Genomic DNA, 22,031 nt, shown 5'->3' on the forward strand with positions numbered 1-22,031 from the left:
CCATGGCGCACCCCCGTTCATTGTGCGGCCTTGTGGCGTTGGCGCTGTTGCTGGTCGGCGCAAACCTGCTGGTCCTCCAACAGACGCTTTTTTCCTTTTGGGTGGCGGTTCCGCTGATCCTCGGAATTGCCTGCGGTCTGGCATGGTTGGCCATGGCTCTGATGCATGTCTCCCGGCAGGTCCAAAAGGGACGTTTCCTCCACGACATCAACGCCGTCATCACTTCGATCCTGTTTCTGGGCATCTGCATGATGATCTACGCCTTTGTAAAACACGGCGGATGGTCATGGGATTTGACGGCGGAAGGCCGCCGTACCTTGGCGCCCCAGACGGTCCAAGTGCTTGAAAACCTCAACAAGGATGTGGACGTCATCTGTTTTTTCCTCCAGATTGACGACGAACTTGTGCGTATCGCCCAGGAAAAGACGGAACGTTTTCTCGAATTGTGTCAACGCCACACGCCGCATCTGAAAATACAGATACTGGATCCCCAAGTCGATCGCGCCCAACTCGAAGGACTCAAAATCACCCATGCCAGCACGCAGGGCACCGTGGTGGTCCGATGCGGCACGCGGCAGAAAGTCATCATGCTCCAGGGGGGCAGTCCGCGGCTTGAAGAAAAGGATTTCACGAACGCCCTGATCAATGTCGTCCGCGACACGCAGCCCACGATCGCCTTTCTCACCGGACACGGCGAGCGCAGCACGGAGGACAAGGACGAAAAAGACGGGGGCACGTTGCTCAAGACCGTCCTTGAAAGCGAGTCCTACCAAACGGAACGCATCGCCATTTCCATTACGCATCCTGAAATCCCGCCGCATTGCAGCGTCCTGTTCATCAACGGCATGGGCACGACCGGCCTTCACGGAGACCTGCATCCCGAAGAAATCAAGGCCATCCAAGCCTATCTGGACCACGGCGGGCGCCTTTTGCTGCTCATGGATCCGCGACGCCGCTTGGATTCCTCCCCCAATCAAATCGAACAGTTCATGCCCTGGCTCAAACAACGTTACGGCATCATCGTCGGCGCTGACATGGCCGTATCTCCCACCGAAAAATGGAAAGTGCCGTTCACGGCAAACCAGGCGCCCTTCAAGGAAGACACGCCCGAGACCGGCTTCATGGGCGCATTCAATGCACGCCATCCCGTCACGCAGCACTGCGATCAGAATGCGCTGTTTCAGGCGGCTTGCACGGTGCGCCTGGACGAACGAATGCCCGCGGGGGTCGCCGGATCGCAACTGTTGCGAACGACGCCGGACTTCTTCGCCGAGACGGATCTCGCGCTGCTTATGTCGCAAGGCAAGGCCATCAAGAATCCCGAAGAACAGCAAGGCCCGCTTTCGATGGGCGTGGCCGTCACGGCCAAGACGGACGCCGCCATCGGCGATTCCGGCCAGACACGCGACGCGCGTATTGTCGTGTTCGGCGATTCCGATTTTGTCGCCAACGGCCAAATCGCGGCCATGCCGGGCAACCTCAACCTCATTCTCAATGCCGTGGCATGGCTCACGGAAAACGAGGATCTCATCGCGATACGGCCCTCCGGCAAACAGGATCCGCCCGTCCTGCTTACGGACTTCGACCAGCGCGTCCTCGTGTGGATAGCCGTCCTCGGCACCCTGCAAGCCGTGACGCTCGCGGGCCTCGCCGCCTATGCCTTCCGGAGAAAGCACCAATGATACCGATATTGTCCGACGGTCATCTCATTTGCAGTCACCGGTATATGGATATGCACAATCACGGTGGGAAAACCCCCGATTCGGGTTTCAATAATTGCCGGAGGAGCCCCCGATGAACTTCAAGACGACCGGCCTCTTATTGACGGTGTTGATTGTGCTGGGCATTGCGTATTGGGGCATGACCCGTTACGAAACGGGCCGGCAAGTGCGCCGGGAAGAGGTCAAACGACTGTTTTCATTCGGTCCCGAAGCCCTTCGAGAAATTGAAGTGCGCCGCATCGGCGAAACGCCTGTCGTCGCATCCCACTCGCCGGACGGCACATGGACAATCGTCAAGCCGCATGATCAAATCCGCCCCAATGTCGTGGTATGGGACCGGTTGGCCGCCGCGCTGGCCGCGCTGGCCAACGAGCGGACGATTGCCAAAGACACCAGCGATCTCGCCAAATACGCATTGGACAAACCCGTGCTCTCCATCGCCGCCAAGACGGCCTCCGGGGAATCCCTCGAAATCGCCTTCGGCGCGGTCGAGCCGACGCAGACCTTCCGGTACGCCCTGACTGGCGACGGCGTTGTTTTTCTGGCCGCGCAAAAGGCCTTTCAGGAAATGGATCGTCCCCTGAGTCTCCTGCGCGACCCCTATGTGCTTGCGCTGGGCAAGGATGAAATCGTCCGGATCGAATTTGCGCGTTTCTGGACCGGCGTCGCAACCGGCGAAAGCAAAAACCATCCCGAACCCGGCCAGGAATCCGTGGTCGTCGTCGTGGAAAAATCCGACGATGGACTCTGGAAAATGACTTCGCCCATCGAAGCCGTCGCCAATCAGGAGGCCCTCAACGAATTGGTGAAATATGTCCAATTCGCCACGGCGCAGAAGTATGTCGAGGAACCCAAGGCACTCGACAGTTACGGGTTGGATCCCCCCAAGGCGCGCATCACCCTCCAGCCCGCCGGCAAGGCGCCCCAAACCTTGCTGGTCGGCGCTTTGGAATCCACCGGCGATGAGAAGAAAGCCGGCGGTCTCTTTGCTAAAAATGCCGCCTACCCCGCCGTGTTCGTGATGGATCCTGGATTACTCAACCTGCTGCCGCGCACACCGGATGCCTTTCGCGAAGCCCGCATGCTGAGCCACCCGCTCCTGGATGTCGAGGCCATCCATTATGTGGCCGGCGCGACCGATATCACGTTGCGCAACGATCCAGACAAGGGATGGCTTGTAACCGCGCCGCCCGGCGTGAACACCGATCAGGTGGCGGTTTCCCATCTCCTGGCGGCGTTCAAGGCGCTTCAGGGCCGCGGTTTTCCCGGAGATCCGAAGCCTGAATTCGGACTCGAAAAACCCATCGTCGAAATCACTTTCCATCTCAAAAACGGATTACCGCCCGCCGTCATCCGCGTCGGCACGCCCACCGCGGACAACACACATTATTACGCCATGCAGGACAACGGATGCGTAACCCTGCTCGGCCAACTCGATGTCGCGGCCATCACAAAACCGCTCTTTTTCTTCCAGAAAAAAGACCTGATGGCTTTCGATGTGAAAGAAGCCGCCCGAATCGCCATGACCATGGACGGCACGTCCTATCTTTTCGAGAAGGCGCATGGACAATGGATTATCCAGGAACCGGCAGGCCGAACTTTGGACAGCCAATCCGACATGGGCGCGATGCTCAAAGCCCTGTCCTCCGTGCGGGCGGATGCGCTGGAATCGGCCGAGCCGCCCGCCGATCCCGCTCTCTATGGCCTCGATGCGCCCGCCGCCGCCATTTCGGTGACCTTGGAAACAGACGAAGGGTCATCCGGCGGAAGTACAATCGGACCGCTCGTCGTTGGTAAACCCGCACCCGACGACTCCCAGCAACGTTTCGCGACTTCGCCCTTCCTGCCGGGGGTCTATCGCATACCCCAATCCCTCCTGGACGAAATCCGCGAATCCCTCAAGAACATACGATCTCTCGATTCCTGACGAAAAACCGTTACACGGAATCCGGTATTGAGTAAAGTCAAGAACAATCGCACAGCAGTTTGCACTGCAAGACCGCGGACGAAATATGCAGCCGACCGGTTCCTACCGGTAACGTCCAAGGTCCGCGTAGGCCGCGAACAAGGCATGGACATTCGCGGCGGGCGTGTCCGCCTGGATATTGTGGGCCGTGCATAGGATATAGCCGCCGCCGCGTCCGAACGTTCGCATTCGATCGGCAACTTCCTTGCGAATGGTTTCGGGAGTGCCGAACGGCAGGGTCCGTTGGATGGATATCCCGCCGTGAAACGCGAGCGTCTTGCCGAACTCGGCCTTCAATTCCGCGGGAATCATCCCTTCCGCTTCGGGCTGCAGGGATTGCAGGATATCGAGGCCGCGCGCCATCATGAGCGGAATCAGCGGGCGCACAGCGCCGCAGGTGTGGTGCATCACCCGGACGCCGAATTGTTTTGCCAGCGCGGCATAAGCCGCAAAACCCTCTCCCAGAAACGCCTCCCACATCGGCGGGGATACCAGCGGGCCTTGCTGCGATCCAAAATCGTCTCCCGTAAGCACAATGTCGAGTTTGCCACGGGCCGCGTCGAAAATTCGTTCCGCATACGCAAGGTAAAAGGCCCGAATCCGGCCGATAATGGACAATGCCAATTCCGGGTTTTCCGCCATGTCCATGAATATCCGTTCGACGCCGCGCAGATACATCGCCGGTTTGAGCTGGGCAAGACGGTTCAGCCGGTCGCCCACGAAGACCGCCACGCGATCCCGGGCGCGAATCGCGTCGCATTGCGCCTCGATTGTCGAATAATCGAACCAGTCCGGCGACGGCCAATGAGGATACCGCGCGATATCCTCGGCCGTTTGCGCGCCGGCCAGCGGCGAAACGGCCACTTCCCGGTAACGCTCGATACCCTCGCCCACGCGCGCCTCGACCAAACGGCGCCGCACGCCCCATATATCCTCGTCCGATCCATCGTCCCATGTCCGCAGCGGCGGACCGATGTAAACCGGGCCTTCGATATATCGCAAATCAACGTCGTAGGCGTCGAGAAAGGCCTCGTATCGTTCGGGGGACTGCAAGCCGAGTTTCGTTTTCATGCCACTCGACAGCCAGCAGTCCACGGGGGCGCGATCCGGCTCTGTAAACGACAGCGCGGCAAACGTGCGTTCGCGTGAATTCATGTCCATATCCTGTTTGTGCTCAAATGCCCGGAAATACTTGTTTCAAGACGAGAGAGTATCGCATCCGAACATCCCATTGCACGAACGCGATGGGGATTTTTCCCGGGCCGGTTACTGAATCGCCGGGGACAGGCAGACGACGGTTCCGTCTTCGCTGCCCACAAAAATGCGGCCACGGACGACGGCGGGCTCGGTGATGCGGTCACTGAGTTTGAGCGACCAAACTTTCGCGCCATCGGCAAGGCGCAGAAGAAGCAATTCGCCTTCCACGGCGACAATCACCTGGTCGCCGGCGATCACCGGGGACAACGGCATACCCCCGTCCGTGTCGTAACGCCAGCGCGTTGTGCCGTCGCCGCGCGCAATGCCATAGACGAATCCGTCGTACGATGACGCGATCACCCAGTCGCCATTCACGGCCGGCGTGGCGAAGACTTCCGCGCCCGGATCTCTGTTTATCCAAACAGTCGCCCCCGTGTTGATGTCGGCCGCGATGATTTTACCGCTCCGGCTGCCGGATACGAGTTGACCGTTCGAGAGCGCAACGCCGCCTGCGACCTGGCTGTCCGCGTCGAGTTTGATGTTGCGCAGTCGTTTGGCGTCCACGGGTGAACAAACATGCACTTCACATGCGCAACTGCCGTACACGACCGCTTCCGCCGAAACGGAAGGTGGCGCATCACTGCGTCCGACGCCTGTGCCTCGTCCAATGACGTTACCACTTTTCGCGTCCACACAGACGAGGACGCCGTCCGCTCGATCGATGACGTACACGCGTCCGGCTTCAAAGTTCGGCGCGCCGCGGACCGGGCTTTCCAGTTTCAATTGCCAGAGATCGCGTCCTGATGCCGCATCCATCGCAAAAAGAATGTTTTCGTCGCATCCCACGAACAATATGCCTCCGAAACAGGCGGGCGGCGCCTCGATGCGTCTGCGCACAGGTTCGTTGTTAGCGATTTCACCTGTAAACAGTTCGCGCGCCCACACTTCTTTTCCATCGAGATTCGCCGCGATAATCTCTCCACGTGCCGTAACGACAAAAACGATCCCGCCGGACACCACGGGCGGCTGTTCGACGGGTGCGCGTGTTTTCAGACGCCACCGGACTTCCAGGCGCTCCGGAAACGATGCGTCGGCGACGCCACGCAACGCGCTGTCGCCATGAAACGTGTTCCATTCGCCTTGCGAAATTTCGGGAGGTTGCGCGGGAACGTTATTCGCCGGTTTCTGCCGGATGGGATCATTGGAATGCGGCGCAGCCCGTCTCCCGTACTCCACGGCAACAACCATGCCCAGTACAACCGCTAAAAGAGCAAGGAAGAGAACGTTGCGCCCCTTGCGTTTGTTCATGGCAACAACCTCCCCGCAACCGATTCGTATATATTAATCATCTCGCGGGCGGCACGATCCACGGTAAATCGTCGCAGGACGACTTCGCGGCCTTGACATCCAAGATCACGCGCGTATTCGGGATTGGAGAGCACGGAGCGCAACGCATCCGCCAGGCCGCCGTCTTCGGCGGGATCGTAGAGCACACCGCCACCCTCCGCGAGGATTTCGGGATAGGAACCGACATTCGGCTGAACCACGGGTATGCCGCGCGCCATCGCCTCGATCAATGGCATGCCGAAGGCTTCGCCGCCCCGCACCGGGGTGGACATGACCGAAAGGCCGTCGAAAAAATCGGGGTGCGGCAGGGTCTGGAATTCGCGATCGATATGAACCGAATCGGTCGCGCCCGCTTCCCGCAGTCGCGCCTGAACGGATTGTAGAAAAACACGGTCGGCGGGCGTTGCGCCGCCGGTGGCGCGAAGTTTCAACTCCGAAAAGGCGGATTCCGCCCTCAATTGGAGAAAGGCATCAAAAACGGCGTCGAATCCTTGTGCCTCATTGATTCGCGCAAGGTAGCCTATCGCGGGCGGATCGAAGGATAGATCCACGGGCCGTATCTGCGCCGCATCAATGCCGGGATGCACCACGCGCATGCGCCCGGGCGGAATGCCCATGCGATCGATCATCCGATCGGCATACCACCGGCTTGTCGAAACGAACGCCGCGACGTGCTGCCCGCGATCCGCCAATGCATCCCAGCAAAGGCGGCTGTGTGGCTCGCGCATTGCGTCCACCCACGGTTCCTCGTCCTGCAAACCGCACACCAGCGGCACGCCCAGCGTGTCGCGAATAAGCGGTGCAAATCCAAGCAGCAGCGCATTCGACACATGGATGACATCGGGCTTTTCCTGTGCGCCGATCCATTCCATGAAACGTTCGTATTCCTTTTTCTGGTTTCCTTCTCTGCCGTTCAACATCGAGAGCGTCATTGCACCCAAGTCCGCGGCCTTGGTCGTTCCCTCGCGCGAGGCCGCGCGGCGAAGTATCCAACGCGCGTCGAGAAGACGTTCGATCCAGCGAGGCGCTTTTCTGAACAGGGGAATGCGTTCGCGAAGATAGGCATTGATGCCGCCGAAAAAGATGGGCGCGTCGCTCTCGGCGGCCATTTGCTGATCGAACATCGGCAAATACAAAGGAACGATGATCACGTCATGACCCTGCTTGCGCAAGGCCCGGACAATCGCGTAATCGCGCAGGCAATTCTGGCAGTAGAAACTGCCGCCGCTGCCCGGTACAAGATAAAGAATTCTCATGACGTCTCTTCCGCATCCCGATAGGCGAGCGCCGCCGTCGGGCACGCGCGCACACACGCCGCGGCCACGACACCAAGCCCTTCCGCCAGCGTCGCACCCAACGCGGGACGCACGCAAGCGTCGAATCCGCGGCCCGCGATCGTCATGCCCGGACGCACGCCCGCCGATCGCGTCAACTCGACGCATATCCCGCATTTGATGCACTTGCCCGGTTCGAAAATGATGGTATCGGATTGCGCGATCGGTTTGACGAAGGGACGCGGAATGGTCCGTTTGAGGCGCGGCCCGAGTCCGTATTCCGTGGCGTATTGCCGCAACCTGCACGAAACCCGCTTCAAACAGTCGCAATGCAGGCAGCGCCCTGCGTCGTTCAGGGCCGTATTCCGCAGGCGATCAACGGCATAGTGCGGCAACTCATTCGCGTCCAGCATGCCGAGTGATGAGTTGAAAGGCCTCGCGGACAGGGGCGGCCTCTTGCGCAGGATCGCATCGGCATCGAACGCGGCCCGTTTGCCGTTGGCCACCGCGCGCACGGGCATGGATTCCTCGTCAGCGTCAAGGAGGCGCGGGTTGGATTCACGGCGGTCATTGCACGCCGCAATCACGACGTCATAGCCTTGGAGGAGGGATTCGGGCGCCACATCCGTTTCGAGATGGATTGCAACGCCTGCGGCACGGATCCCTTCGATTTCCGCGTCGAGGATTTCCCAGGGCAGCTCGGGCAGCGAACGCAACGAATCGCAGGCACGCAAGCGCTTTTCGAACACATGGCATGTGTGCCCCAATCGTGCAACGGTAAAGGCCGCGCTGAGTCCGGCCAACCCGGCTCCGACCACGGCGATCATCTTTCCCGAAACAGGCGCGTCCCTGAAAAAAGGTTGAACCGGCAGCGAAGCATGCGACGCGCGTATTCCGATGGGCGCGTCGTATTGTGCCCGGCGGCACACGCGCTCGCAGGGCGCGCTACAGATCCGGCCCAGCGTCGCGGGAAATACCAAGTCACGCCGGGCAAGCCGTGCGGCGGCATCCGCATCCCCTGCGACGATGTATCGCAACATGCGTGGAATGTCAAGCCCGGCCGGGCATGTAAGCGAACACGGCGCTTCGCAATCGCCCGCATGTTCGTTCAGCAGCATGGCGAGAACCGCCCGGCGTGCTTCACGAATTTCGTCGTCGTCGGTGATGATCGCCATGCCGTCCGTAACGCGCGCCGCGCACGACGGCAGCAGTTTGCCCGTCGCCACATCTTTTACGACGCAGATCATGCACGAGGTCAAAGGGCCGGTTTCCTTGAGATAACAAAGCGTGGGCACCTCCGCCCCCGCGAGGCGCGCCGCGTCGAGCAACGAGGCCTCTTTGGGCGCCTCGACCGATCTCCCGTTTACGATAACACGCACCATTATTCCACTCTTACCGCCTGTACTGGACAAATTTCGTAACACGCATTACAACGTACGCATTTCGTCTGGTTGATGACATGCACTTCGTAAGGCGCAGGTTGAATCGCGCCGGACGGACAGCGTTGGGCGCATTTCGTGCAACCTATGCAGTCATCCGTAATTGTATATGTGACGAGCGCCTTGCATTTGTGCGCTGGACAACGCCCCGCCGCATGTGCTTCGAATTCGTCCCGAAAGAAGCGCAGTCCGGTAAGAACCGGATTGGGCGCCGTCTTGCCAAGCCCGCAGAGGCTCTGTTTCTTTACAGCGTGCGCTATACGTTCCAGATCGTTTAGATCGGTCTTTTTTGCGCGGCCTTCGCAAAGACGTTCGAGAATGGCCAGCATCTCCTTTGTTCCAATCCGGCACGGCGCGCATTTCCCGCAGGATTCGAGTTGTGTAAACGAGAGGAAATACCGCGCCATTTCGACCATGCAATCGGTGTCGTCCATCACGACAAGCCCGCCGGATCCCATCATCGAACCCGCCTTTGCAAGCGATTCGTAGTCCACGCGCAGATCGGCGAGACAGGACGGTATGCAACCGCCCGAAGGACCGCCGACCTGCACCGCTTTCAAAGTTCGGCCGTCCGGGACGCCGCCGCCAATCTCCTCGACAATCTGTCGAAGGGCAACACCCATCGGCACCTCGATAAGTCCGCCGCGCCGGATCTTGCCCGCCAACGAAAAAACCTTGGTTCCCTTGCTGTGGCCGGAGCCTAGTGCCGCAAATGCTTCCGCGCCGTTGCGCATTATCCAGGGGACAAGCGCGAGTGTCTCGACATTGTTGACGAGCGTCGGCGCACCATGCAGACCGTGAAAGGCTGGAAACGGCGGCCGATACCGGGGCGCGGGCCGCCGGCCTTCGAGCGAGGCGATCAGCGCGGTCTCCTCGCCGCAAACGAATCCGCCTGCCCCCTCGCGGACTTCCGCATGGAACGAATGCCTGCTTCCCAGGACGTTGTCGCCCAGCATGCCGGCCTCGTTGCACTTCCGAATGGCGTTGCGCACACGCTCGACGGCGAGCGGGTACTCGGCGCGGATGTAGAAGACGCCGCGGTGCGCGCCCACGGCAATCGAGGCGATAACCATGCCTTCGATTACCCGAAACGTGTACGATTCGAGAATCATGCGGTCCATGAACGCGCCGGGATCGCCCTCGTCGCCGTTGCAAATCACGCACTTGTCCGCGCCACGGGCACTCGACACCGCGCGCCATTTTCGGGCTGTAGGAAACCCCGCGCCGCCGCGCCCGCGCAGACCGCTCCGTTCAATCACGTCAATGATCGTATCGGGATTATCCAACCGGCCAATGCAATGTCTCAATGCGACGAGGCCGCCCCGGCGGACGTATTCGTCGAAATCGGTTGGATCCATTTCGCCGCAACATTCAGTGGCGATGCGCCGTTGGACGCTGAGAAATTGCACAACCGCCGGGTTTTCCGCATCAATAGCGGCCTGTTGACGCGCGCCATCCGCATACAACCGTTCGAGCCAGTTTTCCGTGGCCGCGCGAAATCGCGACATGGGGGATTGCGGAGGAAAATGGGTCAGCACAAGCGCCGGCACGTCTTCCGGATGAACTTTCGCGTAAACAACGGGCAATTGGCCGGGCGCGACGATTTCCATCAGCGGCGTCTGATGGCACATGCCCACGCAACTGACGGGTTTGATGCGCACTTTGAGTCCGAACCGTGCACAAGTGTCGTCGAGCGCCTCGCGGATTTGCGCGCTTCCGCCCGCCACGCAGCACGAGCCAAGACCAATGCGAATCTCAGCTTCGTCCGCCACGGTCGTTTCGCTTTGTGGAACAACATGCACAGGCGCGCGCGCGGCCTGTGCGAGAAACTCGTCCAACATGCGCGGCACGCTGTCCGGTGCAACATGGCCATAGGTAATCCCGTCAATCTGCACGGCGGGCGCAAGCGTGCAACAGCCGAGGCACCGGACCTTCTGAAGCGTGAACACGCGATCGGCGTCGGTGTCCTCGCCCGCGGCAAGGCCGAGTTCTTCGGCTATTGCGTCGAACACGTCCGGCGCGCCTTTCAGATGGCATGCGGTGCCGTCGCAAACGGAAATGGTGTGTTGGCCGGCGGGGCGCGTGCGAAACTGCGGAAAGAACGTCGCCACGCTGTCCATGTCCGCGCAGGTTATTTCCGAAATCTCGCAAATGTGCTGCAAGACTTCCCGCGGCAAGTATCGAAACCGGCGTTGAACCGCCTGCAATATCGGAATCAGCGCATCGGCTCCCGTGCCGCATTCGGCCACGATCCGGTCCGCTTCCGCGATGGCGAGAGAAATCTCCATGCTCAGTCTTCCGCGACGCAGACCAACTGCTTGCCCGTGCGGAAATAAATCCGCCGGTCCATGAAGGCCGGCGTCGCCAGCGTATCTTCGCCCAGTTTCGGGGAACCAATCATTTCATACGTTTCGCCTGTCTTGAAAATGATCGTGGTCCCCTTCATGTCGAGCGCGTAGATGCGATCCCCAACAAGAATCGGCGACGCATAGAATCCCTCGTCGAATTCCTGCAACCACTGCTCTTTCCCCGTGGCCGCATCGAGGCAGACGATTTCGGCGCGGGACGTGGCGAGATAGAAATGACGGTCCGTGCAGACGGGACTCGCCACGTCCGGCAACGATTCGTCCCACTGCCAAGCGATTTCGGGTTTTGGCGGATCGCCAGGCACAAACCGTATCGCCGTGGCCGTGGCCATGTCGTTGGCCACAAAGAACATGCCCCCGCCATAGGCGGGACTGGGCGCCACTTCCCCGTCCAGACAGGGCACGTTCCAGAGCCGTGTTCCGGACAACGGATCGTATGCGTCCACGTCTTTCGCGGAATTCACGACAAGTTGCAAGCCGGACGGTGTCGGAACGCATGCCGGCGACGACCACGAGAGCGCGGTCCGGTTCACGGACCATTTTTCGTGTCCGTCCAAGACATCGAAGGCATACAATTTCCCGCCCTTTTTCTGATCGTATTGCACAAAGAGTAGGTTTTCGCACGCCAGTAACGACGATGAATAGCCGTAATGGTTGTCCGGCAGGCCGAGGCTCTTCCCCCATTGTTTCTTGCCGTCGAAATCGAGGCATACGAGGTCGCCGTTCGCGAAAATTGCAAAGACACGGTTGCCATGGGCGGCCATCGTGGGCGCCGCGAATCCGGTTTCCTCGCCGACCTTGGGCGGCTTGTCCGGGGCGCCGGGCATTCGCTCGACGACATGTTTCCAAAGCATCTGGCCGCCATCGGCATCGAAACAATACACCTCGCGCATATTCGCGTCGGCTCCGCTCAGAAAAACGCGGTTGTCCCACACCACAGGTGAATTGGCGCCCGGCAACGGAATGTCCGTTTTCCACTTGATGTTCTTTCCCGAAGCCAAATCCCAGTCCACGGGAGCGGTCGTGTGGAAGGCGACGCCATAGCCGCCCGGTCCGCGAAACGACGGCCAATTCCGTTGAATCGTCTCCCAAGGGATTGGGGGCCGGGTTTCCGCCGGTTGTACGGGAATCGGTTCACGAGACGCGGCCGCCGGGCTTGTGTCAACCGGGGGAATGTCGAGGCGTGTGAAATAGGCCGAAACGAGCGCGACAAGCGCCACGGCAAGGCCGATGAAGGCGAGCAGTTCACGGGCGTGGGCGCGGGATGTCCAATAGGAGGCGGACGGTGCTCCGGGATCGGGAACCGGCAGTTTCGGCCCAAACCGCGCCGCAAGACGAATCGCCACGAGCAAGACAACCACGCCGCCCGTCAACAGGTAGCCGCCCGTCTTCAGATGGGTCTGGCTCGTGAAATAGGCCTTGCGCGCCAACAGGTCCATTGCCCGGATTTCCTGCAACAACTTCTCGTCGGCCTCGGGCGCCGCCGCCCATTGCGCGCGCAACTTCAGCATTTCCGGGTTGTCCAGCGGGTTGAACGCCTGGATTTGGACGAAATTGGCAATCAGCAGCGTCGCGACGACAAGACAGAAGACGCCCGACACGATCACGACCGCGACGGAAGCGTGGCGTCCGATTTCATTGGCCGTGAACCGGCGTTTCCTTGGCTTAGTTCGCGGCATCTTTTTTCTCCACGGGGCAATAGGCAAAACATCTCGCGCAACTCACACAGGCCGCCCGATCCGGTTCGTAGTCGTTTGTCGTGCGAATCACGGAAAGCCGGATTAGACGTCCGCAAAGGGCCAGTCCCATGAAGCCCCCGAACAGCGCCGAGCCGGCCTTGAATCGCTGCCGGACGGTTTCCGCGTGGGCATACAATTCGGCGGGCGATTCCCGGCCCGACCGAAACGCCTCGGTGTCTATGGGCGAGTCGTCGGCCTCGCCACGTTCAACGGCCGCCACGCGCTCCGCCAGCCAGACCGTCGGATGGATGCGCGCCATGAAACGGTGCGACGCGAACCCCACGTAGGCCGCGAACGCGACGACGACCGGCGCGATCAAAAACAAGCGCGCAAGCCGTTGCGCCCCGACCCGGCGGTTTTCAGGACGATCCTCCGGCGTGGGCATCCGGATCGCGTTGTACGGACACGAATCCTCGCACAGGCGGCACTGGATGCACTCGGCGGGAGTAATCGAAGCGTGCCAGCGCGAGTAGAGCGACGCCCAACGAAGCAGCACGCCGTATGGACACAGGAACCGGCAGTAGGGTCGCGCGATGAACACGCCCGCCAGTAGCAGAAGGCCGCCCGCCAGCAGCATGTTGAAGCTGCCGCCTTGCCGGTAGAATCCAATAAACGGATCGAACCGGCAAATGAGAAATCCCGCACCGGTCGCGACGCCCAGCACGGCGAGTCCGAGATAGGCGTACGCGAACATGCCGAGCGCCATCTCGACCGCCATCGGAATCTGGACCGGTTTCACCGCGCAGATCTCTTGAATCGCCCCCAAGGGACACACCGCAGCGCAGAAAACGCGTCCGAAATAAATCGCAAAAATCAGTGGAAGTAAAAAAAACAACGAAACAAGAAGCGGCACGGGAACATGGCCGCCCATAAAGGCATTCAAGACATTTTGAATCGATCCAACCGGACAGACGCAGCCTTGCCGGTAAAACCCGAAATAGACCACCGAAAAAACGGCCATCATCAACACGCCGCGCCTTGAGCGCCTCTTGATCGCCATCCATGCCGTCAATGCCATGCCGCCCGCGAGCAATGCCATATCCACAACGGGCGATGTCAGTCGGCCCTTAGGCGCAAAGGTGTCGGGCCGTTGATAACCGGAACTGAACTCCGGCATCGGGAAGCGGTATTGGGCCGGAGCGGCGCTTGCAAAGAGGAGCGCGCACACGGCCAAAACGAAGGCGGAAGGCCGAAGACGGAAGGCCGAAATGAATCGGAACGATCTGGCCCTTTCATCCTTCATCCGTCATCCTTCGTTCTTGGATTGGCGATGTTTCAGCAGATAGCCGTCGTGCACAGTGACACGGCGAAACGCATCCGAGGGACAATTGCGCGCGATCGCGCATTCGTTGCAGTTGACGCACAAGTCGCGCTTTACCTGAAGGTACAGCGAGCCGTTGCCGAATTGTCCGCAACCCTTCACGCACTTGCCGCAGCCGATGCACAAGTCCTCGTCGATCGTGTATTGATAGAACGGCGGCTCGATATACGTGCGGCGCAGCGCGCCCACCGGACACAATTCGTTCTCCGCGCCGCTGTCGCGCGCCTTGGCGCCGGGCAACAAGTAACCGCTGCACAAGTCGCAGTAACCGCAAATCTCGAACGAATGGACGCACTTCACGGCGGAGGGGTTCAACACGCAGGTTGTGGCGCAGCGTCCGCACTGCTGGCACTTCGCCGGATCGATCTGCCACACGGTACGTTCCGCACCCGATTGCGCGGCAACCCACGCGCCGCCGCCGGCCGCAAACACCGCAGCCGCGCGGATGAAATCCCGCCGGCCTATTCCGTTTTCTCTTTTCACCATATTTTCCTCTCGGAACGCTATTGTATAGTCCGCGAACCGATGGTGTCCACGACAAAACGGTCCTCGCAATCGCAATCGAAGATCGCGGATCCATGTTCTCGAACCCAACAACCGAGACCTGATGGCGGACAGTCGTCGGAAAACCGTTTGATCTTGTTTGCTCGCGGGGATTGCGAGCCCGATTGCGAGCCCGATTACGAATACGATTACGAGCCCGATCGAGCACGATTACGAGCACGAGCACGACGAAACGCACATACGGCTAAAACAGGTTTTTGGGCATCTGGCGCCCTTGGATGCGTTCGCACTGTCCACTGCGTCCATCGCGACCTCTTGGAAATGCACTTACATGCTATACTCATCGCGGTTGTAGCGGAAGGGAGTCGGCAATGCCGTATTTCGACGATTTGCGTGGATTGTTGGACGAGGCGCTGTTGTGGGCGGACCTGCGGCATGAACAAGGCGGAGACGTGCAAGGGATCGTCAAGGTTCTGCGCGAGAACATCACGCGCGCGCAAAAGGAATTGGGGAAAACCGCGCCGGGCACAGCGACGCGGCAACAGGAACCGAACACGCTCGACATGATTCGCGCATTGCGTCCGGAAGGACCGCGGCGTCTCTGGAAACAGTTCAAGACGGCGGGACTCAATGACCGCCTCAAGGGTGCATGGCTGGGCCGGGCAATCGGTTGCACGCTGGGCGCGCCGGTCGAGAACTGGCCTATCGCCGAAATGGAACAACTCGCCAAGCGAACAGACGCCCCATTTCCACCGGAGGATTACTGGCGGGCGCATCCCAAGCCCGATGAATTGCGTTATGAAAAGAGCCGTATGGCCGAGTATCTCAAAGGCGGCATGACGTGCGTTCCCGTTGACGACGACGTGACCTATACGTTGCTGGGTCTGCTGATTCTCGAAGAATATGGCCCGGATTTCACGACGGACGACGTCGGACAAGCCTGGATCAAGTATCTGCCCATGGCATGCACGGCCGAAGACGTTGCGCTGCGCAATCTCAAGAAGGGTATCCCGGCGTCGAAGGCCGGCGCGAAGGACAACCCGTTCCAGGAATGGATTGGCGCGGACATCCGGAGCGATCCATGGGGTTACGCCGCGCCGGGATGGCCGGAAAAAGCCGCCGAGTTCGCCTGGCGCGATGCGTACCTTTCGCACCGACACAACGGCATCTATGGCGCGATGTTCTTTTCGGCGGCAATCGCCGCGGCATTCGCCGTGGACACGCCCGGCGACGCCATCGCCGTTGGCCTGACGGAAATTCCGAAATACTGCCGTCTTGCCCGCGATATCCGGTGGGCGCTCGACACCGCGCCATTGCTCAAGGATTGGCGCGACGCGCGCGCGGCCGTTGATCAACGCTTCCGCGGCATGCACGCTGTCCACACGAACAACAACGCGTGCCTGACGATTTTCGGACTCCTGCTGGGCGGGATGGACTTCACGAAAACCGTTGGCATGACGGTCGCAATGGGTCTTGACAACGACTGCACCGCCGCGACCGCCGGTTCGATTCTCGGCGCACTCATCGGCGCCAAAAACGTTCCGGCGCATTGGTGGAAACCGTTTCGCAACCGCACGCGCACCTACATGAATGGCCGGGAATGGTTCCGGAACAGCGATATCGTGCGGCGGTTCATGGCCGTGGCAAAACAGGTGTGGACCTCATGAACGACGCGGTACGAGAATGGACGGAGGCGATGGGCGCGGAGAATGTCGCGGCGGACGACGCGACACGCGACCGGTATGCGCGCACGACGCAAGACGCGGGGACGCGCCCGTTGTGCGTGTTGTATCCGCGTTCGACGGCGGAGGTGCAGGCGGCAGTGCGGATTGCGGCAAATCACCACATTGCCCTGTATCCGATTTCGCGCGGCTGCAATTGGGGGTATGGCGATGCCTGCGCGCCCACGCATGGCGCAGCCATCCTCGATCTGAGCCGCATGAACCGCATCGTCGAAGTCAACACCGAACTGGCCTACGCGATCATCGAGCCGGGCGTGACCCAGCAACAATTGTACGAGTGCCTGCGCGAACGCAAATCCGGCCTTTGGCTCGATTGCACGGGCGCGGGACGCGACGCGAGCCTCGTGGGAAACACGCTCGACCGGGGATTTGGACATACCCGCTACGGCGATCATGTCCTGAGCACGTGCGGCATGGAAATTGTCCTTGCGGATGGACAGGTCTTAAAAACGGGATTCGGACATTACGAAGACGCAAGGGCGGCTCATATCTATCGTTACGGGGTCGGTCCCTCGCTCGACGGGCTTTTCTGCCAGTCCAATCTTGGCATCGTCACCCAAATCGGGATCTGGCTCATGCCGGAACCGGAGGCCTTTTGTTTCTTCTTCATCAAACTCGACCGCGACACAGACCTCGACGAGTTGATCGATCGCCTGCGCCCCTTGCGATTGCAGGGCGTCATCGCTTCCGCCGTGCACATCGGCAACGACCTGCGTATCCTTAGCGCCTCGGGGCGTTATCCATGGGCGCAGAGCGGCGGCAAGACCCCATTGCCGGACGACATCCGCGCACGGCTTGCGCAGGAAGCCGGTGTGGGCGCATGGAACGCGGGCGGTTCCCTGACAGGAACAGCGGGACACGTGCGCGCCTCGATCCGCGCATTGCGCAAGGCGATGAAAGGCCTCGCCCGCGTCGTATTCGTTGACGACCGCAAACTCGCCTTGGGCGGCATGGCCGAGAGCGCCCTCCACGTATTCGGCGCCGGGAAGAAACTCGGACGGCAGTTGCAGGCGTTACGGCACAATTACGGGCTGTTGCAAGGCGTCCCGACGGACGAACCGCTCCTGGGCGCCCAATGGCGGTTGCGAAAACCGCCCGACGGCGATGTTTGCGATCCGCTCGATGCCGGCTGTGGTCTGATGTGGATTTCCCCTGTCGTACCCATGACCGGCCGCGATGCACGCGCCGTGCTATCCATTGCCGAACCGTTGTTCGACGATTTCGGGTTTGAGTTACTCGCGACCTTCACGCTGATTAACGAGCGCGCCATGATCGCCATCCTCAACGTCGCCTTCGACAAATCCGACGCGGAAGAGACCGCGCGCGCCACAGCCTGTTATGACGCGACCATGGACGCGCTTATCCGCGCCGGATACTACCCATATCGGGTGGGCCTTCGGGGTCTCTCCAAGATTCAGCGGGCGGACGACGTCTTCTGGGACGTGGCCGCCGCCGTCAAGCATGCGCTGGATCCTCATGGCATTATTGCGCCCGGACGTTATATTCCCGTCCAGGACCCATAACGTGCCGAATTGTATTCCTTGCAAAGCCCCTGTAAAACTGGGATGTCATACGGAGGGATTGGCATGGAGACTGTTTGTTACGAGGAGTTGACGCCGCGGGCGTTTCGGAAACGGCTGACCGCCGCGCCGATTGCGTATGTCCCGCTGGGCACGCTCGAATGGCACGGCGAACATCTGCCGCTCGGTTCAGATGGCCTGCAATCGCGGGGATTTTTCATCGAACTCGCACGCGAGGTAGGCGGCGTCGTGTTGCCGATGCTTTTCCTCGGCCCGGATTTCCGGCAAGAATATGAGGGACACCCATACTACGGCATGGACGTTTACTCTTTTTCGGACGGCATCCCCCGGCGGCTCGAAGGCAGCGCCTATTGGGTCGAACAGGCATTCTACGAAGCAATGCTCGATCGCATCGTCGCGCAACTGGTGCGCGCCGGTTTCCGCATTCTTGTGGGTCATGGGCACGCCCCTTCTGTACAGGCGTGGCTGGGCCGCAAGATTGAATGGGAGGCGCATTACGGAGTCAAAGTCTTCGCCTGTTGGCGTGAAGACGAGAGCGACGGACTCGGCATTCAGACGGATCATGCGGCGGCGAACGAAACATCGCTTGTAATGGCGTTGCGGCCGGACCTCGTCGAAATGAACGGCCTCGACCCCGATCCCGCCGTGCAGCCGCTGGGCATCGGCGGCGACGATCCGCGCATCCACGCCAGCCCGGAAAAAGGACGCAAAGCGATTGACATGCAACGCGCGCGCATGGCGGCCATGTTGCGTGATGTGTTGCGGCAGGTTCGCGTATGAGCTACCGCATCGGCCTCGACACGATCCTTCTGCGTCCCACCGAACGGATCGCGCATACCGAGTATTGCTCAAACGAGGCGCTCATTCGGGCGCTGCTGCCGGACGGCGGCTGCGCGGAGGACGCGCTCAACCTGGATTTTATCTGGAATACGAACGACGGGCCGGTTCCGTGGTCTGAACGCGGGCGCGTGACCGATATGGGCCACGCGGAATTCCTCGAAAACGGCCGCGACAAGCGTCCGCCGAAACCGTCGCCGTTTTACAATGTGGAGGACGTGCTGGCCTTCGACGCGGTTGCGGAATACGGCTTGCCGGATTTCGATGCGCTCGTCGGGTATTATGAAAAATCATATTGCGATTTTCAGGCCGCGCGTCCCAACCAAGTCGTTACGGGCGGCTACTACAAGACAATTGTATCGGGCGCCATCGAGGCTTTCGGGTGGGACCTGCTGTTGACGGCCGCCGCTGATCAAGACCGCTTTGAAAAGGTGCTCGACTCGATCTTCCGTCTGAGCCGGCATCACTACCAGGCATGGGCACGGACCTCGATTGAAGCCTTTATCTGCCATGACGACATGGTGTGGACCGAGGGGCCGTTCATGGATCCCGCGTTCTATCGCCGGGCTATTTTTCCACGCTACCGGCAACTTTGGAAGATATTGAAGGATGCGGGCAAGAAGGTCCTGTTCTGTTCCGACGGCAATTTTACGATGTTCATTGACGATCTGGCTGACGCCGGCGCGGACGGTTTTATTTTCGAACCGCTGACGTCGCTCGAACGGGTCGTCGCGGGATACGGCAAGACGCATTTCATCGCGGGCAGTTTTGTGGACTGCCGCACACTGACCTTCGGCACGCCGTCCGAAATCCAGGTGGAAGTGGACGCGACCCTGCGATTGGCGCGCGCATGCCCCGGTTTCATGTTTGCCGTCGGCAACCACATTCCAAGTAATGTGCCCGTCGAGAATGCGTTGTTTTACTTGTCGTATCTGAAACAACACGGGAATAGATGAAAGTAATGCCAAGAAGATCTCGCCACGAAGGACACGAAGCGCACGAAGAGAAATATTATTGTTCGGCGGGCCGTCAGGATTTGACACCTGAATTGGTTCCCGTTCCATTCTTGCCCTTTATTCTTTTTGCATTCTTCACCGATGAAACAAAAAAAATTCGATCCCCTCTTCATCCCCCGTCATTTGCCATTCCCAAACCCCAAAGACTTCGTGCTCTTCGTGTTCTTCGTGGTGCAATATGCACACTCTTCATCCTCATGGCGTCTCCGGCATTCGCCTATCAGGAGGCGCCGATGCTGGCGGAACGCGTCGCGCGCGGCGAATTGCCGTCCGTAGTGGATCGTCTGCCGGAAAATCCGGCCGTGGTCGAACCGGTCGAATCCATCGGCCGGTATGGCGGTTCGTGGCGTCGGCTGGCCGTGGGACCGGCGGATATCGGCCTGAATTCGCGTCTGGGATACGAGTCGCTTGTGCGCTGGGATCGCGGCGCGATCGGCGTAATTCCGGGGCTGGCGGAACGCTGGGACGTTCTCGACGGCGGGCGGAGGTACGTGTTCCATCTCCGCAAAGGCACGCGATGGTCCGATGGCGCGCCGTTCACATCGGAAGACCTCATGTTCTGGTTCGAGGACGTGCTGGGCAACAAGGAACTGACGCCGGTCTTTCCATCGTGGCTCACGCTCGACGGCGAACCGGTCCATATCGCCGCGCCCGATCCGTATTGGGTCGAATTCCGTTTCGGCAAACCCTATGGAATTTTCCTCGAATTCACGGCCTTCAACGGCATTTCGATGTTTTATCCGAAACACTATTTGAAACAGTTTCATCCCAAATATGCAGACAAGACGGATCTCGAACAAAAAGCCAAAGCCAAAGGCATGGCGTTCTGGCATCAACTGTTTGGCCGGATGGCGAATTGTGAACAAAACGTGGATCTTCCGACACTAAAACCCTTTGTGCTGCGCACGCCGCCGCCCGCAACACGGCTGGTCGCAGAACGCAATGCGTATTATTGGAAGGTGGATCCGGCGGGCAACCAACTCCCTTATCTTGATTCCATCGTGTACACGATGGTTCAGAGTCCGGAAATCCTCAATTTCAAGGCCATGACCGGCGATGCCGATTTCCAGGATCGCCGCATTGATGCCGCCAACTTTCCGCTGTTCATGGAAAACCGCCAGAAGGGCCGGTACCGTGTCCTGCGCGACGGCAATCCAACGCCGGTCGTCGTCTATGTCAATCCGTGCAGCCCGAATGCGGATCTCCGCGATATCCTGCGCGACCGCCGATTCCGCATCGCACTGTCCACGGCCATCAACCGCCCCGAACTCATCCAACTCATTTACTCGGACATGGCCCAGCCCTCACGCGGCATCGCGTCGCCGTTCGACCCGTATTACCGGCCCGAATTCGAGGCGGACTACATGAACTACGATCCCGCGCTCTCAAACCGGCTGCTCGACGAACTCGGCCTGACGCGCGGACGCGACGGCTTGCGGCGTTTACCGTCTGGAAAGCCGTTTCGCGAGATGCTCAACGTCTATCCCGCCGAAACGGGCGTCGGACCCGATCTTTGGCAACTTGTGGTGGACTACTGGCGCGAGGTGGGACTCGATTTCACCGTGAAGGTTGACGCCGTTGCGCTCAGCGTCATGCAAACGGCCAACGGCAACACGAATTTCTGGGCCTATGCCGCTTCGGGCATGATGTGGATCGTGGATCCCATCTGGTACGTGCCGTGGACGAATTTCAGCTATTTCGCGCCGTTGTACGGGCGCTACTACGCCACGAACGGCAAGGGCGGCGTCGAACCGCCCGAGGAATACCGCCGCCTGCGCGAATGGTACCTCGAATTGCGGTCGTGTGTCGGCAACGACGCGCGAAAACTCGAATTGGGCCGCAACATCCTCCGGCAGTTCTCCGAATCCTGCTACACCATCGGCATCTGCCGCCCGGATTTGCTCGCCATCGTGTCGAACCGGTTCAGAAATGTACCGGAACACATCGTGCACGATTACCGCGTCATGACCCCCGGCTACATCGGCATCGAGCAGTTCTACATTGACGAGGGACGCTGAACC

15 protein-coding genes and 1 pseudogene are annotated in these 22,031 nt (G+C 60.2%); 7 read left to right on the forward strand and 9 right to left on the reverse strand.

Annotated elements, in window-relative coordinates:
• The first annotated feature begins 2 nt into the window (after positions 1-2).
• Both P5540_05630 and P5540_05635 read left to right on the forward strand, forming a co-directional pair.
• The gene (locus tag P5540_05630; protein HRT64290.1) at positions 3-1,682 is read left to right on the forward strand and encodes a GldG family protein; all 1,680 of its coding nucleotides are present in this window, start codon (positions 3-5) and stop codon (positions 1,680-1,682) included.
• 112 nt (positions 1,683-1,794) lie between these two features.
• Positions 1,795-3,648, forward strand: coding sequence for a DUF4340 domain-containing protein (locus P5540_05635; protein HRT64291.1), 1,854 nt, complete (start codon positions 1,795-1,797; stop codon positions 3,646-3,648).
• 102 nt (positions 3,649-3,750) lie between these two features.
• On the opposite strand, the gene P5540_05640 is transcribed toward P5540_05635, so the two are convergent.
• The 9 genes and pseudogenes from P5540_05640 to P5540_05680 all read right to left on the reverse strand — a co-directional run bounded on the left by P5540_05640 (position 3,751) and on the right by P5540_05680 (position 14,856).
• Positions 3,751-4,842 (reverse strand): uroporphyrinogen decarboxylase family protein, encoded by a 1,092-nt coding sequence (locus P5540_05640; GenBank protein HRT64292.1) that lies wholly within the window; start codon positions 4,840-4,842, stop codon positions 3,751-3,753.
• A 111-nt stretch (positions 4,843-4,953) separates the two neighbouring features.
• Positions 4,954-6,192, reverse strand: a complete 1,239-nt coding sequence (locus P5540_05645) for a PQQ-binding-like beta-propeller repeat protein (GenBank protein ID HRT64293.1) — start codon at positions 6,190-6,192, stop codon at positions 4,954-4,956.
• Positions 6,189-7,487: a glycosyltransferase family 4 protein gene (locus P5540_05650; protein HRT64294.1), complete on the reverse strand. Its 1,299-nt coding sequence runs from the start codon at positions 7,485-7,487 to the stop codon at positions 6,189-6,191. The genes P5540_05645 and P5540_05650 overlap by 4 nt, the downstream gene beginning before the upstream one ends.
• Positions 7,484-8,887, reverse strand: coding sequence for a 2Fe-2S iron-sulfur cluster-binding protein (locus P5540_05655; protein HRT64295.1), 1,404 nt, complete (start codon positions 8,885-8,887; stop codon positions 7,484-7,486). Before P5540_05655 ends, P5540_05650 begins: the two co-directional genes overlap by 4 nt.
• Positions 8,887-10,716 (reverse strand): NADH-ubiquinone oxidoreductase-F iron-sulfur binding region domain-containing protein, encoded by a 1,830-nt coding sequence (locus tag P5540_05660; GenBank protein ID HRT64296.1) that lies wholly within the window; start codon positions 10,714-10,716, stop codon positions 8,887-8,889. Before P5540_05660 ends, P5540_05655 begins: the two co-directional genes overlap by 1 nt.
• Positions 10,717-10,785: 69 nt before the next feature.
• Positions 10,786-11,232, reverse strand: a pseudogene (locus P5540_05665) (NAD(P)H-dependent oxidoreductase subunit E).
• A gap of 2 nt (positions 11,233-11,234) precedes the next feature.
• Positions 11,235-12,989, reverse strand: coding sequence for a PQQ-binding-like beta-propeller repeat protein (locus P5540_05670; GenBank protein HRT64297.1), 1,755 nt, complete (start codon positions 12,987-12,989; stop codon positions 11,235-11,237).
• A complete protein-coding gene (locus P5540_05675) occupies positions 12,976-14,292 on the reverse strand; it encodes a 4Fe-4S binding protein (GenBank protein ID HRT64298.1) in 1,317 nt (438 codons plus the stop codon). The genes P5540_05670 and P5540_05675 overlap by 14 nt, the downstream gene beginning before the upstream one ends.
• Before the next feature lie 3 nt (positions 14,293-14,295).
• Positions 14,296-14,856, reverse strand: coding sequence for a 4Fe-4S binding protein (locus P5540_05680; GenBank protein ID HRT64299.1), 561 nt, complete (start codon positions 14,854-14,856; stop codon positions 14,296-14,298).
• A 389-nt stretch (positions 14,857-15,245) separates the two neighbouring features.
• Here P5540_05680 and P5540_05685 point away from each other — a divergent pair, with 389 nt between their 5' ends.
• The 5 genes from P5540_05685 to P5540_05705 all read left to right on the forward strand — a co-directional run bounded on the left by P5540_05685 (position 15,246) and on the right by P5540_05705 (position 22,028).
• Positions 15,246-16,541 (forward strand): ADP-ribosylglycohydrolase family protein, encoded by a 1,296-nt coding sequence (locus P5540_05685; protein ID HRT64300.1) that lies wholly within the window; start codon positions 15,246-15,248, stop codon positions 16,539-16,541.
• The gene (locus P5540_05690; protein HRT64301.1) at positions 16,538-18,139 is read left to right on the forward strand and encodes an FAD-binding oxidoreductase; all 1,602 of its coding nucleotides are present in this window, start codon (positions 16,538-16,540) and stop codon (positions 18,137-18,139) included. The genes P5540_05685 and P5540_05690 overlap by 4 nt, the downstream gene beginning before the upstream one ends.
• 63 nt (positions 18,140-18,202) lie before the next feature.
• The gene (locus P5540_05695) at positions 18,203-18,937 is read left to right on the forward strand and encodes a creatininase family protein (GenBank protein HRT64302.1); all 735 of its coding nucleotides are present in this window, start codon (positions 18,203-18,205) and stop codon (positions 18,935-18,937) included.
• Positions 18,934-19,950: a uroporphyrinogen decarboxylase family protein gene (locus P5540_05700; protein HRT64303.1), complete on the forward strand. Its 1,017-nt coding sequence runs from the start codon at positions 18,934-18,936 to the stop codon at positions 19,948-19,950. Before P5540_05695 ends, P5540_05700 begins: the two co-directional genes overlap by 4 nt.
• A 293-nt stretch (positions 19,951-20,243) precedes the next feature.
• The gene (locus tag P5540_05705; protein ID HRT64304.1) at positions 20,244-22,028 is read left to right on the forward strand and encodes an ABC transporter substrate-binding protein; all 1,785 of its coding nucleotides are present in this window, start codon (positions 20,244-20,246) and stop codon (positions 22,026-22,028) included.
• The last annotated feature ends 3 nt before the right edge of the window (positions 22,029-22,031 follow it).

It is taken from the genome of Candidatus Hydrogenedentota bacterium, assembly GCA_035450225.1.
In the GTDB taxonomy this organism is placed as follows: Bacteria; Hydrogenedentota; Hydrogenedentia; order Hydrogenedentales; family SLHB01; genus DSVR01.